The sequence below is a fragment of the Verrucomicrobiia bacterium genome (genome assembly GCA_035577545.1).
Classification (GTDB): Bacteria; Verrucomicrobiota; Verrucomicrobiia; order Palsa-1439; family Palsa-1439; genus Palsa-1439.
The window spans coordinates 154,626-169,041 of sequence record DATLVI010000004.1; the positions used below are offsets into that span (position 1 = coordinate 154,626).

General features: G+C 57.2%; 15 protein-coding genes. 9 read left to right on the forward strand and 6 right to left on the reverse strand.

Features of this window, described 5'->3' with window-relative positions; genetic code table 11:
* The gene (aroF, locus tag VNL17_00805; protein ID HXI82609.1) at positions 1–1,017 is read left to right on the forward strand and encodes a 3-deoxy-7-phosphoheptulonate synthase; all 1,017 of its coding nucleotides are present in this window, start codon (positions 1–3) and stop codon (positions 1,015–1,017) included.
* A gap of 8 nt (positions 1,018–1,025) precedes the next feature.
* On the opposite strand, the gene VNL17_00810 is transcribed toward aroF, so the two are convergent.
* Positions 1,026–1,397 carry a hypothetical protein gene (locus VNL17_00810; protein ID HXI82610.1) on the reverse strand — a complete coding sequence of 124 codons (372 nt, stop codon included), beginning with the start codon at positions 1,395–1,397 and terminating at the stop codon, positions 1,026–1,028.
* 118 nt (positions 1,398–1,515) lie between these two features.
* Here VNL17_00810 and VNL17_00815 point away from each other — a divergent pair, with 118 nt between their 5' ends.
* The 3 genes from VNL17_00815 to VNL17_00825 all read left to right on the forward strand — a co-directional run bounded on the left by VNL17_00815 (position 1,516) and on the right by VNL17_00825 (position 3,768).
* The gene (locus VNL17_00815; protein HXI82611.1) at positions 1,516–2,436 is read left to right on the forward strand and encodes a sugar ABC transporter permease; all 921 of its coding nucleotides are present in this window, start codon (positions 1,516–1,518) and stop codon (positions 2,434–2,436) included.
* Between the two features lie 10 nt (positions 2,437–2,446).
* On the forward strand, positions 2,447–3,379 hold the full coding sequence (locus VNL17_00820; GenBank protein ID HXI82612.1) for a carbohydrate ABC transporter permease: 933 nt from the start codon (positions 2,447–2,449) through the stop codon (positions 3,377–3,379).
* Positions 3,380–3,498: 119 nt separating this feature from the next.
* Positions 3,499–3,768, forward strand: a complete 270-nt coding sequence (locus VNL17_00825) for a hypothetical protein (GenBank protein HXI82613.1) — start codon at positions 3,499–3,501, stop codon at positions 3,766–3,768.
* A gap of 9 nt (positions 3,769–3,777) precedes the next feature.
* On the opposite strand, the gene ald is transcribed toward VNL17_00825, so the two are convergent.
* The 4 genes from ald to VNL17_00845 all read right to left on the reverse strand — a co-directional run bounded on the left by ald (position 3,778) and on the right by VNL17_00845 (position 8,001).
* Positions 3,778–4,890, reverse strand: coding sequence for an alanine dehydrogenase (gene ald, locus VNL17_00830; protein HXI82614.1), 1,113 nt, complete (start codon positions 4,888–4,890; stop codon positions 3,778–3,780).
* Positions 4,887–5,681, reverse strand: coding sequence for an MBL fold metallo-hydrolase (locus tag VNL17_00835; GenBank protein HXI82615.1), 795 nt, complete (start codon positions 5,679–5,681; stop codon positions 4,887–4,889). The genes ald and VNL17_00835 overlap by 4 nt, the downstream gene beginning before the upstream one ends.
* A 616-nt stretch (positions 5,682–6,297) precedes the next feature.
* Positions 6,298–7,332 (reverse strand): methyltransferase, encoded by a 1,035-nt coding sequence (locus tag VNL17_00840; GenBank protein HXI82616.1) that lies wholly within the window; start codon positions 7,330–7,332, stop codon positions 6,298–6,300.
* Between the two features lie 174 nt (positions 7,333–7,506).
* Entirely contained in the window at positions 7,507–8,001 is a 495-nt protein-coding gene (locus tag VNL17_00845) for a zeta toxin family protein (GenBank protein HXI82617.1), read from the reverse strand.
* 785 nt (positions 8,002–8,786) lie between these two features.
* On the opposite strand from VNL17_00845, the gene rpoN reads away from it, so the two are divergent.
* On the forward strand, positions 8,787–10,250 hold the full coding sequence (gene rpoN, locus VNL17_00850) for an RNA polymerase factor sigma-54 (GenBank protein HXI82618.1): 1,464 nt from the start codon (positions 8,787–8,789) through the stop codon (positions 10,248–10,250).
* A 469-nt stretch (positions 10,251–10,719) separates the two neighbouring features.
* On the opposite strand, the gene VNL17_00855 is transcribed toward rpoN, so the two are convergent.
* A complete protein-coding gene (locus VNL17_00855) occupies positions 10,720–11,010 on the reverse strand; it encodes a hypothetical protein (protein ID HXI82619.1) in 291 nt (96 codons plus the stop codon).
* A gap of 148 nt (positions 11,011–11,158) precedes the next feature.
* Between VNL17_00855 and rpmE the strand changes: the two genes are divergently transcribed.
* The 4 genes from rpmE to prmC all read left to right on the forward strand — a co-directional run bounded on the left by rpmE (position 11,159) and on the right by prmC (position 14,390).
* Entirely contained in the window at positions 11,159–11,365 is a 207-nt protein-coding gene (gene rpmE / locus VNL17_00860; protein HXI82620.1) for a 50S ribosomal protein L31, read from the forward strand.
* Positions 11,366–11,443: 78 nt separating this feature from the next.
* A complete protein-coding gene (prfA, locus tag VNL17_00865; protein ID HXI82621.1) occupies positions 11,444–12,517 on the forward strand; it encodes a peptide chain release factor 1 in 1,074 nt (357 codons plus the stop codon).
* A 66-nt stretch (positions 12,518–12,583) separates the two neighbouring features.
* On the forward strand, positions 12,584–13,516 hold the full coding sequence (locus VNL17_00870; protein HXI82622.1) for a L,D-transpeptidase: 933 nt from the start codon (positions 12,584–12,586) through the stop codon (positions 13,514–13,516).
* A 34-nt stretch (positions 13,517–13,550) separates the two neighbouring features.
* Positions 13,551–14,390, forward strand: a complete 840-nt coding sequence (gene prmC, locus VNL17_00875; protein HXI82623.1) for a peptide chain release factor N(5)-glutamine methyltransferase — start codon at positions 13,551–13,553, stop codon at positions 14,388–14,390.
* Positions 14,391–14,416 lie beyond the last annotated feature (26 nt).

Consider the following 14,416-nt stretch of genomic DNA (forward strand, 5'->3'; position numbering starts at 1 on the left):
ATGATTATCATCTGCAAACCGGAAGCAACGGACGAGCAAATCGGCCACATCGAGGAGGCGATTCGCAAGTGGGGGTTGAAACCGCACACGAGCCGCGGGGTCGAGCGCACGATCATTGGCGTCATCGGGCCTGAAGACCTGATTCGCGAAAAGCCGCTGGCGGCATTTCCGGGTGTGGCGTCGGTCACGCCGGTGATGAAGCCGTACAAGCTCACCAGCTACGATTTCACGCACAAACGAACGGTGATCGATGTCGGCGGGGTGAAGATCGGCGACCAGAAGAAGATGGTGCTGATGAGCGGGCCGTGCTCGGTCGAGAGTCGCGAACAGATTTTGGAGATTGCGAAGATCGTGAAGAAGGCGGGGGCGACGGTGTTGCGTGGCGGCGCTTTCAAGCCGCGCACGTCGCCGTACACGTTCCAGGGACTGGGCAAGGAAGGGTTGAAGCTGCTGGCGGAAGCGCGCGCGGCGACGGGGCTGCCTGTCATTACCGAGTTGATGGACACGAAGGATGTGGAGATGGTCGAGCAATACGCGGACATCATCCAGATTGGCGCGCGCAACATGCAGAATTTTTCGTTATTGAAGGAAGTGGGCCGGTGTCAGAAGCCGGTGATGCTGAAGCGTGGCATGGCGGCGACGGTGAAGGACGTGTTGCTCAGCGCCGAATACATTCTCAGCGAAGGGAACATGAATGTCATGCTCTGCGAGCGCGGCATACGGACGTTCGAGACTTATACCCGCAACACGCTCGATCTTTCGGCCGTGCCCGCGCTCAAGAAGGAATCGCATCTGCCGGTGATTGTCGATCCCACGCACGGCGCGGGGCATCGTGATCTGATCCCGACGATGGCGCTGGCGGCGGTGGCTGCCGGCGCTGACGGGATTATGATTGAAGTTCATAACGATCCTGAGGCGGCGTTGTCGGATGGCGAACAGGCGATGCTCCCGGATAAGTTTGAAGCGCTGGTGGCGCAGATGCGCGCGGTGGCGGCGGCGATTGGGAAGACGATCTAGCCGGGCTGTTACTTCAGAGCGTTTCTCACGTCATCGAGGCCGCTCTCGAAGCCGGATTTGATATCGGACCAGGCGTTGGTCGTGGCGGTTTTGAGTTCCGTGAGTTTCGGTTTTAGGTCGTCGATTTTCTGTTGAGCTTGCGCGACTTTCTTGTCCAGGGCGCTTTTGGCGTCGCCGGTTTGCTTTTGGGCTTTCGCCTTTAGGTCTTCCAGTTTCTTGTTGAGCTTTTGAAACTCCCGGTCGGCTTTCCTATTGAACGCCTGGGCCTGTTGCTGGGTGTAGTTCTTTACGGCGGCGACCTTGTTTGTGGTGGCGGCTCGTGAGCACAGTGAAAAGCTAAAAATAATTCCGGCGACCGCGATCAGTTTCCTGATTTTCATACTGACTACCTCCTTGGCTATTTCCTTTAGCGCATGAACGGCCCCGGCACAAGGCAATTGGCTTGCGGTGGCGGGTGGGGCGGTGTAAGAAGGCGGCGAGATTCCAAGGAGATCTCGGATGGCACGAACGAAAAGGGGACGAACTGCGCTCGCGGGTTGTTTATTCCTTTTGCCGAACCTGCTCGGGTTTCTGGCTTTTACCCTCATTCCTGTGGTGGTCTCTTTGGGGTTGAGCTTTTTTGCATGGGATCTTTTCTCGCCGCCGAAGTTCGTGGGAATCCATAATTTTTCCACCCTGCTGCACGACCACGATTTCTGGCGGTACGCTTTCAATACCGTGTTCCTGATGCTGACGATTCCGGTGAATATTGTGGGATCGTTGTTTTTGGCGATGGTGATGAACCAGAAGCTGCGCGGTATTGTGGTGTTTCGCACGATTTACTTTTTACCGACGATCGTGATGGGCGTCGGGACGTATTTGCTTTGGAGGTGGATTTACAATCCCGACTACGGACCGATCAACACGATCATCGCATATTGGTTTCCGCGATGGCTGAACGATGGGATTCGCGGGCTCGGCGCGGAATGGCCGCCGCAATGGTTGGCTTCGGTGACGTGGGCCAAGCCGGCGTTGATGTTCATGACGTTTTGGACGGTCGTGGGTGGGTACAACATGATTCTGTTTCTGGCGGCGCTGCAGGGTGTGTCGCCCGAGTTGTATGAGGCAGCGGACATCGACGGCGCGAATTGGTGGCAGAAGTTTTGGGCGATCACATGGCCGCTGGTCAGCCCGACGACGTTCTTTGTTTTCACGATGAGCTTGATTGGCGGATTGCAGGGTGGGTTTGACCAGGCGTTTGTGATGACCCGCGGCGGGCCGGCGGGGGCGACCACGACGATCAGCTACTACATCTATAATCACGCGTTTGCGTGGAACCACATGGGGTACGCGGCGGCGATGGCATGGGTGCTATTCACGGCGGTGTTCGCGGCGACGATGCTGAACTGGCGATTTGGGGGACGGGTTGTCCATTACTGAGATGCGCAACGTGTTTCGGAAAATCATCAGCTACGTGGTGCTCGGGTGCGTCGGGTTGTTCATGCTCTTCCCCTTTCTGTGGATGTTCTCCACGTCCGTGAAACCTGCGGGCGATGTATTCAAGTCGGTCGACAACCCGATCAAGGCGCTCGTGCCCGGCGAGGTGCAGTGGCAGAACTATGGAAAAGTTTACGATGCGACGCAGGGGATGGGGGGCGGGTTTGCGCGCTGGTACCTGAACAGTGTGCTCGTGGCGGTGGTGGTCACGTTGGGGCAGGTGACGACGAGCGCTTGCGCGGCGTATGCGTTTTCGCGGTTGCAATTTCCCGGACGCGACAAAATTTTTCTCGGGTATCTCGGCACGATGATGATTCCGGGGGCGGTGACGATGATCCCGAATTTTATTTTGATGCGGAAGATCACCGACTGGCTGACGGTGGCGGCGCCGTTTGTGAATTGGGACGCGCCGCGGGTGATTTATCTATTTGGGCGCACGTATGACGTCGGGCGATTGGTGGGGCTGGATTCCTACTTCGCGTTGATTGTGCCGGTGATGTTCTCGGCGTACGGGACGTTTATGCTGCGGCAGTTTTTCATGAGCATCCCGCGCGATTTGGAGGAGGCGGCGACAATCGATGGGTGCGGGCTGTTTCGCATTTTCACGACGATCATTTTGCCGCTCAGCAAACCCGCGCTGGCGACGCTGGGGATTTTCACGTTTCTCGGCAACTGGCAGAGTTTTTACTGGCCGCTGATCATGCTGACGCAGGATTCGATGAAGACCTTGCCACTCGGGCTGCTGTCGTTCATGGGATTGTACAGCACGCAATGGACATTGCTCATGGCGGGCTCGGTGATGATGATTCTGCCGATGATTATTGTATTTGTGATCGGGCAGAAATGGTTCATTAGTGGGATTCAGATGGGGGCGCTGAAGGGGTGATTTGGAGCTGTTACAAGATATTGAACGACAGCCCTTTGAGGAGGATCCGGTTGCAATTCTCAGCGGGTTGAATAGATTTGTAGCGGGGTAAGTCTAATAGAGCAGATTGGAGGATTCAGATGAAAAGAATTCTTAAGATTGTCAGTGGATTTGTGGCGGTAGTGACGTTGGCCTGCCTGCTGGCGGCACCAGCCCAGGCGCGAACGTTCGTCTCGGTCAATGTTGGGTTTGGCGGCTACGGCTATGGCGGTTACGGTTACGGGGGTTATAACCGGTACTGTGCGCCGGCGTATTACCCCGGATACTGCTATCGCGCACCCGTATGCTATCGGCCGGTCTATCAGTACTACCCGAGTTGCTACTACGGCGGATACCGCTATTGCCGCTAAGAGGAACCGTCAGAGCACTTCCCTGAGACTGGTTACCGGCAGTTGGTATTGCTTCGCGAGGTCGGGATAAACCACCCGGCCTCGCGCTATGTTTACCCCCATCGCGAGCGCTGAGTTTCCACGGACGGCCCGGCCAAATCCCTTGCTGGCGATTTCCATTGCGTAGGGAAAGGTGGCATTCGTCAGGGCGGTTGTTGACGTGCGCGCGACCGCGCCGGGCATGTTCGTGACGCAGTAATGCACGACGCCGCTGACGAGGTAGGTCGGTTTTTCGTGTGTCGTTGGCCGCGAGGTTTCGATGCAGCCGCCCTGGTCGATGGCCACATCGACGATGACCGCGCCGCGTTTCATTTGCTTGACCAGCTTGCGCGAGACGAGCATTGGCGCACGGGCGCCGGGTCGTAATACTGCACCAATGAGCAAGTCGGCTTCGCGGACCTGCTCGCGGATGTTGTGGGCGTTACTCATCAGGGTCTTGACGTTTTTCGGCATCACGTCATCGAGGTAGCGCAGGCGGTTCAGGTTGATGTCGAGGATCGACACATCGGCGCCCAGGCCAGCGGCCATCTTGGCGGCGTTGGCGCCGACGATGCCGCCGCCGAGAATCGCGACTTTCGCGGGCGCGACGCCCGGCACGCCGGCGAGCAACAAACCGCGGCCCTTCGTCGGCTCTTCGAGGTACTTCGCGCCTTCGTGGACCGCCATTCGCCCCGCGATCTCGCTCATGGGCGTCAGCAAGGGCAGGGAACCATCCGGCGACTGTATGGTCTCGTAGGCGATGGCGATGATGCCGCTGCGAAGGGTTGCGGCGAAAAGTTTTTTGTCGGCGGCGAAGTGGAAATAGGTGAAGACGATTTGTCCGGCGCGCAGTGATGCAATCTCGGGGGGCTGCGGTTCCTTGACCTTTACGATCAGGTCAGCGCGGCGGAACAGGACGCCAGGGGAATTGACGATGCGCGCGCCGGCGGCCCGATAATCCTGGTCGAGCGCGCCACTGCCTTCGCCGGCACGGTGTTCGACGAGCACCGTATGACCGGCTTCCGTCAGCGCTTCGCAGTGAACCGGCAGCAGGCCGACGCGATATTCGTTGTTCTTGATCTCCCTGGGAACGCCGATGATCATAGCTGCAGGGTCGCGGTGGGTTTGTCCTGGCTGGCGACGGCGACCTGGATGTGACGGGCGCCGATTTTCTCAAGCTGGTGGCTAACGGTTTCGTGTGCCAACTCGGGGCGGTTGCAGTCCTGGCTGAGGTGCGCGAGGAAGACGTGGCGCAACCTGTCGGAGGCGACATCGCCGGCGAGCGTGGCGGCGGCATCGTTGCTGAGATGGCCGTGACGGCTCATGATGCGCTGCTTCAGGGCCCAGGGACGGATGGCGTCCTCTTGCAGCAACTTCAAATCGTGGTTCGATTCCACTACGAGAACGTCCATGGCGCGCATGCGTTCGGTGACGAGCTTGGTCGCGTGGCCGAGATCGGTGAGCACGCCCACGGCGATGCCCGAATTGGGATGACGAACGACGAAACCGACCGGGTCGTAGGCATCGTGCGGGACGCTGAAGGATTCGACGAGAAGATCGCCCACCTCGAACGAACCGCCCGTGGAAAACAGCCGCCACGAAATGCGGACGCGGTCCTGCCATTCGGGATCGGTAGAAATGGCCTCGGCGGTGAGGCGATTGGCGTAGACGGGAAGTGGGCGCGATTTGCAGAGCACGCCAAGGCCGCGGGTATGGTCGCTGTGTTCGTGGGTCAGGACGACGCCGGTGATTTCTTCGAGATTGCGGCTGATGAGCGCGAGCCGCGTGGCAATCTGGCGTCCGCTGAGCCCGGCATCGACGAGCAGTTTCGTCGTGTCGGTTTCAATCAAGGTGCAATTGCCCGCACTACCGCTCCCCAAAATCGTGATACGCATCCCCACGCAGGTGATTTTACACGGAGTGGGGATGGACGCAAGATTTCTGAGTACGACGTAGCTTATCCGTACAAATCAATCTCAGAGGACGGAGATGGCGGTTGGCGCCCTGCTTATCAATACCAAAGAAGCCAATTTGCCTTGTTCGCTCGCTCGATAAAGACCCAACCGTCTTTCGTTTTTCGCCACCGCTCCTGCCAATCCCAGTCCACGTCCGGTTTCTGAGATGCCCACTTAAGCCGAGGGCCATTACCGAGATACTTATGACTCTCGACTTTGATTCCGACCAACGCCTCACCATTCTCCACATGACAAACCGAAATTCTGTAGCCGGTAAACTCCACCTCTGAAACCTTTCCCGTAGTATTGAACGCCATCTGCTCGTCCTGTAGGTGGTGATCCAGATGATACGATAGGCATGTTGATTCCAAGGTGGGCGACTCCTGCCCAGACTCAACCGGTGTTTGTGTCGTTGCCGAACATCCCACGCTCAGCATGGCAATCGAGAGCAGAAACGGAAGCGATAGTCTCATTATGCCGTGTCAGGGTACCATTTAACAGGCAGCCAAATTTTGCTCCCGACCCGTCTGCGAAGCAAGCCAAACGAGCTTGCAGCCTATTTATAGGCAATGGCGGCGCTGGAGGCGCCGGCGAGGTGGATGACCTCAAAGCGTTTGAAGCCGGCTTCCTGGCACCAGCCGCGGAAATCGGCGCCGGAATAGTCGAAGGCGTCGCCGAATTCGATGAGCATGTTCAGGGACATCAGCAGGCCGAAGACGTTTTCGCGGCGCGCGTCGTCGATCAACGCTTCGATGGCGACCAGGGCGCCGCCGGGCGGCAGGGCGTCGTAGGCGGCGCGGATGAGATGCTTCTTTTTCTCCAGATTCCAGTCGTGGAGAATCATGCCCATGGTGATGAGGTCGGCTTTAGGCAGCGGGTCTTTGAAGAAGTCGCCGCTGGCCGTGTTGATGCGGCCGCTTAGTCCGGAAGCGGCGATATGCTTTTTCGCGATCGGCTCGACGGGCGGGAGATCGAACGACACGCACTGGAGGTGGGGATGTTTCTTCGCGACTTCGATGCAGAGCAGGCCGGTCGCGCCGCCGATGTCGCAGAGGGTCCTGAATTTGGAAAAATCGAATTTGGCGGCGAACGCCTCGAAGTTGATGCGGGAGAGACCCGTCATCGCGCCCATGAACTGTTCGAGCTTCGGCAGTTCCTCGTAAAGTTCCTCGAACATTCCCTTCTGGCTGTGCTTGATCTCGTTCTGCGGTTTGCCGGTGCGCAAGGCTTCGGGCAGGTCGTGCCAGAATTTGAAGAGGCGCGCATTGAGCATGACCAGGATGCCGCCGACGTAGCGCGGGCTGTTGCGGTCGAGGTAGAGCGCGCCTTCCGGCGTGTTGCAATACTTCGCGGACGGGCCGTCGCCCTCGCGGTTGAGGAATTTCATGGCGACCAGGGCGTCGAAGAAATCGCTGATGCCGCGTGGATGTAGACCCAGTTCGTGACCGAGTTCCGCGCCGGTGACACGGCGCTGGCCGAGCTGGGTGAACACGCCGAATTCAACGGCGGTGAGAAGAACCTTCGAAGACCAGAAGGCAAAGGCCGTCTGCAGAATTGGACCGGGATCGAGTTGTGGGGTCGTATCCGACATGGATTCCATCAGACGGGAAGGATGCGCCGAGAGCAAGCGCAAATTCCCCATTGCGACCTGCCCTACAATCGGCTCGTCGGTGAGGAAGGGTGAATTGGAGATTTCAGGATTTGAGATCTTAAAAGAGGGCGGGGAGTGGAGACGAAGGAGATTCGATGGAGAGCGGGAATTGACTCAAGCTTTCTGAGGATAATCTATTTTTGAGAATATGTAATTGGCGGTGTCCTCTGGGGCCTGTTCTGAATTATCGATGATCTCCCCGAAAGATGGAGCGTGGATTCCGATGCGGTAATGATGCCGGATTCTTTCACGTTCCCTGTCTTCCAACTCACGGGTTCCCCGGTTGGTCAGGGCGATTTCAAGTTTTGGGGCGAGGGTGAAAACGTGGATTTTCGTACCAATATCTTTCAGTTCGTTCATTAGGTAGGAGTAATTGTCCGCGGACAGGGGGTAGGGAACGATCACATCCAGTCCTCTTTTTGAGAAACACCTGATCACGGAGACGGCATTTTCCAGATTGATTGGCACCGACTGATCAATTGGCATCCACGCAATCATTTTCCGCAGCGCATCGATTTCCACCAGAGCAACATTCGGAAGCTTCTTGGCCAGGATTTTAGCCACGGTTGTTTTGCCGGCGTTTATGGACCCATTGAGGAATATGACCATGGATATATTTTAGCATTCTGACGTCGTGCGTCTCGAAACAATTTGTACGGGAAGTGAGCATGTGATGATGGGCCAACCCACGCTGCGTGGGTCGGGAAGGTGGAATTGGAGATTTCAGAACGAGGCGATTTGACATCGGATTCCGATAATGCTAGAGTGGGGCATGTCCTTATCAGGAATCTGTCACTGGTCGCCGTCATCCAGCGAAGGTGCTTCCTCCTCCGTGAGACCGCTGCGGCGGACAAGATCCGTCTCCGCCGAGTCTACGACGGACACGCGGCGCCACTTGCTGGAGGCGGATCTATTGTTCGAAGATGCTACGAAAGAGGGGTGTTGAGGGGCCAGTATATGTTTCTGCGAAACGAACCCAATTTGTTTTGGCCTAAAGTGCGCGCTGATGTGATTGAATGAGAATTAGTTATGCAGTTGAGGAGAGGTCGAAAAATTTGGGTTCGTTTTCGGAAAACGAACCCAATTTGGAGGTGTTTATAAGGGTTTCAGGGTTGAGTTGGAGGGTTTTTGGGCGTTTCTAAAATTGCATGGACGTTAAAATGCTACGAACCTTTATGGCGGAAGCACGACGTGCGGCGCGACCTACCGCGGCAGGGATACTGACGAGGCGCGCTGACGAAGGTGGGTGGGCGAGGTATTATCTGGCCGCGAAAGAGTTTTGCAGCTACGAAAGCGATCCGGAGTTGAGGCGTGACGGAAGGTGAAGAATCTTTGCCCTTTACTTGTTTGATGCCGCGCCTATAGTGAAATCGTTCGGTCGAGAGAAATAAAAGATGGCAGGTCCTGGATTACATCAAGTGCAGCGGATGTCGCTGCAGCAGATTTTGGCGCCGCAGTTGCAGCAGAGCCTGCATTTACTGCAGGTGCCGACACTGGAATTGCGGTCGCTCGTGCAGGAAGAGCTGCAGCAGAACCCGCTGCTCGAAGAGATCCCCAAGGACGAGCCGCAGGTGGAGATCGAGTCGCCGGACGGTGAGACGGTCCGCGAGGTGGATGCTGATAAGGAGGCCGTCACCGCCGAGGAACGGGCAGAGTTCAAGGAGGAGTTCGAGGTCCTCGCGAAGCTCGATGAGGAGTGGCGCGATTATTTTTCGCAGACGAACACCGTCCGCTCGCGTTCGCCCGAGCAGGAGGAGCAACGCCAGCACTTTTTTGATTCGATTGTCCAGCAGGAATCGCTGCAGCAGCATCTCTTGCAGCAGCTCAATTTCGCAGCCCTGACCGAGGACCGTCGCAAGGTCGCCGAGTTGATCGTCGGCAGCATCAATGATGACGGGTACTTGCTTACGCCGATCGAGGAGTTGGCGGTCAGTTCCGGCATCCCGTTGGACCATTTGCAGGAAGCGCTGGAACTGGTGCAGACCTTCCATCCCGTCGGGGTGGGCGCGCGCAACTTGAAGGAGTGTTTGTTGATCCAGTTGGACCGGCTCGGGAAATCGGAGTCGATTGAGGCTGTGTTGGTCAACCAACATTTGGACGACCTCGGCCGGAAGCGATTTCCCGAGATTGCGCGGGCAATGAACCTGAGCGTCGAGCAGATCCAGCAGTTGGCGAATTTTATTTCCACGCTTGAGCCGAAGCCGGGACGGATGTTCACCACCGAGCAGCAGCAGTACGTCGCGGCGGACGTGGTGGTGCAGAAGATCGGCGATGATTATGTGGTGCTGCTCAACGACGAGCAAATCCCGCACTTGCGCATCAGCAATACGTACAAAGAATTGATGGCGAGCGATGAGAAATCGAATGACGCGAAGGACTACATTCGCGACAAGATTCGCGCGGGGAAGTTTCTCATCAAGAGCATCCACCAGCGGCAGCAGACGATTTATAATATCGCGAAGGTGATCGTGGAACGGCAGCGGGAATTTCTCGAAAATGGCATTTCGTGCCTGAAGCCGCTGACGATGGCGCAAGTGGCGGAAGTGGTGGGCGTGCATGAGACGACGGTGAGCCGCGCGGTGGCCAACAAATATATGCAGACGCCGCAGGGGTTGTTCGAGATGAAGTATTTCTTCACGCCCGGTTTCGAGACGGCGGGGGGCGGGGCGATGAGCAACACCAGCGTGAAAGAGCAGATCTCGAAGCTCATCGAACGCGAAGATCCGCTGAAGCCGTTGTCGGATCAGGAAATCGTCGCCATCCTCAAAGAGCAGGGCATTCCGATCGCACGACGCACGGTGGCAAAGTATCGCAACGAGTTGAACATCCTACCGAGCAATCTGCGCAAGACGTATTGAGGTGTGTTAGGAAGATGATTGATCGGACAAAACGAGACCGACTTGCGCAAGCCCTTCGCCAATTGTTGTCGGGCCAAATCGACAATCTAACCTTCGATGATCTTGCTTGTCCGGGCAATATTACAAATTCAGATGATCTCGCTCTCTTTGAGATCTTTTATTCCGTGTGGCCGACTTACGACGATTTCAAATCGCATCCGATGCACTTGACGGACGGGCAGAAATTGGACTTCAAGAGGTGTGTTATTTTCCTTCATTCGGATTACGAGTTCGAGTGGCCGCACAAGTCGGCAGTTATCAACTGTCTTCGTCGTCTCTTAGATGAGATGACGTTTCGCCAATTTCATTCTTTGCGATCGCAGACAACCGGCGATATGTCCGTCTGGCCATTTCACCGGCGAGAGGACTACGAAAGCGCACTACGTGCGCCACGTTTATTGAGTGGGAAAAGAGGCGAGCGCAGTGCTGCTTAATTTCGTTCGCGGGCGCGTTGGGCGTCGAGCAGGGGCATGCCGACTTTGTCGGCGATCTCGTAGAATTCTTCGTGGTCAACAGTGTCGAGGGTTTTGCCGCGGCGCTTGAGGTGCTCGTTCACCTTGACGGCTTTCTCCTGCATCGCGCCGTGCGTGTCCTCGCTGCCGCCGACGAGCTTGAAATTCTCGCCGGTGGTGATGCGCGTATGGCCGTCCTTGTTGTCGAGGCCCACGCCCAGCAGCCACTTTTTCTTCTTCGTCTTCGCGGTTTTGCCCAGCTTGCTCATGGCGCTGCAACGTAGCAGACGCGGGCCGGGATTGCAATGAGGCAGTGGGTGCGGCGCGGTCGGGAGACCTGCGCCGAACGGTTGAAAAATGGTTCGCAGATTCGACTTGCAACGCGGCCGATGCTCGTGTAGGTTTCGCGGCCCTGACATGAAAGCCAAGATACATCCAGAATACGTTGACGCGGTGATCCACTGCGCGTGCGGGAACATTCTCAAGACACGTTCCACGCGTAAAGACATGCGTATCGGCATCTGCTCGAAGTGCCATCCCTTCTTTACGGGCACACAGAAGTTTGTCGATACCGCGGGCCGCGTTGAGCGCTTCCAGAAGCGGTACGCCAAGAAGACGAAGTAGCTGCTTTTCCCAAGAACTTCGGCCGGAGACGCATTGTTTCCGCCGAAGTTTTTTGCTTTCCTGAATGACAGACCAGAAATGAACGCACTTCCCAACATCGACAAATTTCGCAAGCGAGCGGGTGAATTGGAGGCCGAACTCGCCAATCCGGCGGTGTACTCCGATCAACGCCGCGCCGGCGAACTGGCGCGCGAGCTTTTGCGCCTCAAGAAGCTGTTGGGTGATTACAGCACCGCCGAGGCGGTCCAGAAACAGATTACGGAGAACAAGGAACTGGCCGATGCCGGCGACGCGGAGATGGCCGAACTGGCCCGGGGCGAACTCGAGGATTTGCAGCGCAAGCTGGAGAAGTTGTACCGCGACGTGCAATTGGGGCTCGTTCCACCCGATCCGAATGACTCGCGCAATTCGATTATGGAGATTCGCGCGGGTACGGGTGGCGACGAGGCGGCCTTGTTCGCGGGGGACCTTTTCCGCATGTACAGCCATTACGCGGACGCGCAAGGGTGGAAGATCGAGGTGATGGATACGAGCCCGAGCGAGCGGGGCGGTTTCAAGGAAATCGTGTTTTCCATCCAGGGGCAGGATGTCTTCAAGAAGATGCGGTACGAGATGGGGGTTCACCGTGTGCAACGCGTCCCGGCGACTGAGGCGCAAGGGCGGATCCACACTTCGACCGCCAGCGTGGCGGTGTTGCCGGAGGCGGAGGAAGTCGACGTGGTCTTGCGGCCCGAGGACATGGAAATCACCGTCTGCCGCGCCAGTGGGCCTGGCGGCCAGGGTGTGAACACGACCGACAGTGCGGTGCAGATCAATCACAAGCCCAGTGGATTGATCGTGCGCTGCGCCGATGAGCGTTCGCAGATCAAGAACAAAGCCAAGGCGCTGCGGGTTCTGCGGTCACGTCTTCTCGCCCACAAGCAGGAGGAAGAAGAGGCGAGAATGTCAGCCGCGCGTCGTAACCAGATCGGTTCCGGCGACCGCAGCGAGAAGATTCGCACGTATAATTATCCGCAGAACCGCGTCACGGATCATCGCATCAATGTCACGATCCAAAATCTGCCCGCCATCATGGAGGGTGATCTGGAGGATTTGATTGGCGCGCTGATGAACGACGATCTCACCCGGCGGCTGGCTGAAACGACGGCGTAACTGGCACACGGCGCTTCACAGAAGCACCTCTACAACCCGCCTTCGTTGTGCTAAGCGTGTTCTCTGATGTTGACGGCACGTATAACGACGATCGCGATGTGGGCGGTGCTCTTGCTATTCATTGGCTCCGTGCACGGCCAACAGATGTCGCGCGAGGAGATCATTTCAGTGCAGATCGGGCTGGATGATGTTGGGTTCTCACCGGGGCAGATTGACGGGAAGTGGGGTGCAGCGACGGAGCAAGCACTGACGGCCTGGCAGCAAGCCCATGACCTGAAGCCGACCGGCAAGTTCGATACGGATACGGCAGTCAACTTCCCCGCTGGTGGCCCGAATTATACGAATTACGTGGTCTCGGCGGCAGATCTCGCGAAGCTGACTCACATTTCTGAGGACTGGCTTGAACGTTCGCAACTGACGAACATGTGGTTCGAAACGGTGCTGGAAATGGTTGCTGAGAAGTGCCACGCGTCTGAAGGGTTGATACGGACGCTTAATCCCGGCATCAGCGACTGGAAATCAGTTCAATCCAATCAAACAGTCACTCTCCTCAATGTCGTTCCTGTGAAGCATCTCGCAGCGGCCAAGCTCCGCGTCAATCTCTCCGCGAAGACGATTGCCGCGTATGACGACAGCGGCAGAATCACTGCGCTTTTTCCATGTTCCATCGCGGCTGACAAGGAGAAGCGGACGCCGGGACAGCTCACGGTGCAAACGGTGGCGATCAACCCCAACTACACCTTCGACCCTGTGAACTTCCCGGAGTTGGATGACAAGCAGAAGGGGTATGGGAAGTTGATCGTCGCCGCCGGCCCGAACAATCCGGTTGGTGACGCGTGGATTGGCCTCAGTCGCGCCGGTTATGGGATCCATGGCACACCGCACCCGGACCAGATTGGCAAGACATTCTCCCACGGCTGCTTTCGCCTTGCTAATTGGAACGCCATCCGGCTGGCGCAGATGGTAAGCATCGGGACGCCGGTGGAAATCTTCGAGTAGTGCGGTTTCCAGTGGTCTTTGCTAGTCTCCCGCCGTGCGCATTCTGGACGTGATCAGCAAAACGACGCCTTTCCTTGAGAAGCAGGGGATTGAGAGTCCGCGGCTGACCATTGAGTTGTTGCTGGCACATTTGTTGAAGAAGAAGCGGATGGAGTTGTATCTGGAATTTGAGCGGGAGTTGGATGAGGGGACGCTGGTCAAGCTGCGGGAGATGGTAAAGCGGCGGGTCGCGGGCGAGCCGTTGCAATACATCACGGGCGAGGTGGAGTTTTGCGGGTTGAAATTGTTGGTGGATAAGCGAGTGTTGATTCCGAGACCGGAGACGGAGCTGTTGGTGGAAGCGGTGGCTCGGCGAAACCCGCGGAGAATGGTCGATGTGGGGACCGGGAGCGGGTGTATTGCGATTGCGCTAGCGAAGAAGTTGCCAGGTGCTGAAATCACTGCGTTGGATGTCAGCCCGGAAGCGTTGGAAGTTGCGCGGGGGAACGCTTCGTTGCATCAAATTGAAAAAAAGATTCGCTTTTTGGAAAGCGATTTGCTACAAGCAATCCCCGACAGCTTCGTGGTGGAGGCGATCGTCTCAAATCCACCGTACATCGCAGATGGGGAATTGGCGAAGCTGCCCAAGGAGGTTAGAGACTTTGAGCCCGTACGCGCACTTGCGGCGGGTGAGGATGGACTCAAAGTTATCCGACGCTTGGTCATGAATGCCAGGCGTATTCTCTCTTCCTCCGGGTTCGTGGCGCTGGAAATCGGCGCCGGACAGCGAGCGGCTGTCGAAGAAATTTTCGGCCAGCAAGGCCATGAAGTAGTTGAAGTGGTGAAAGATTTAGAGGGACATGAGCGCGTGGTCGTGGCTCAGCCCAAGAAGTAACGTCGAGCCCTGGGAAGCCCGGCGGT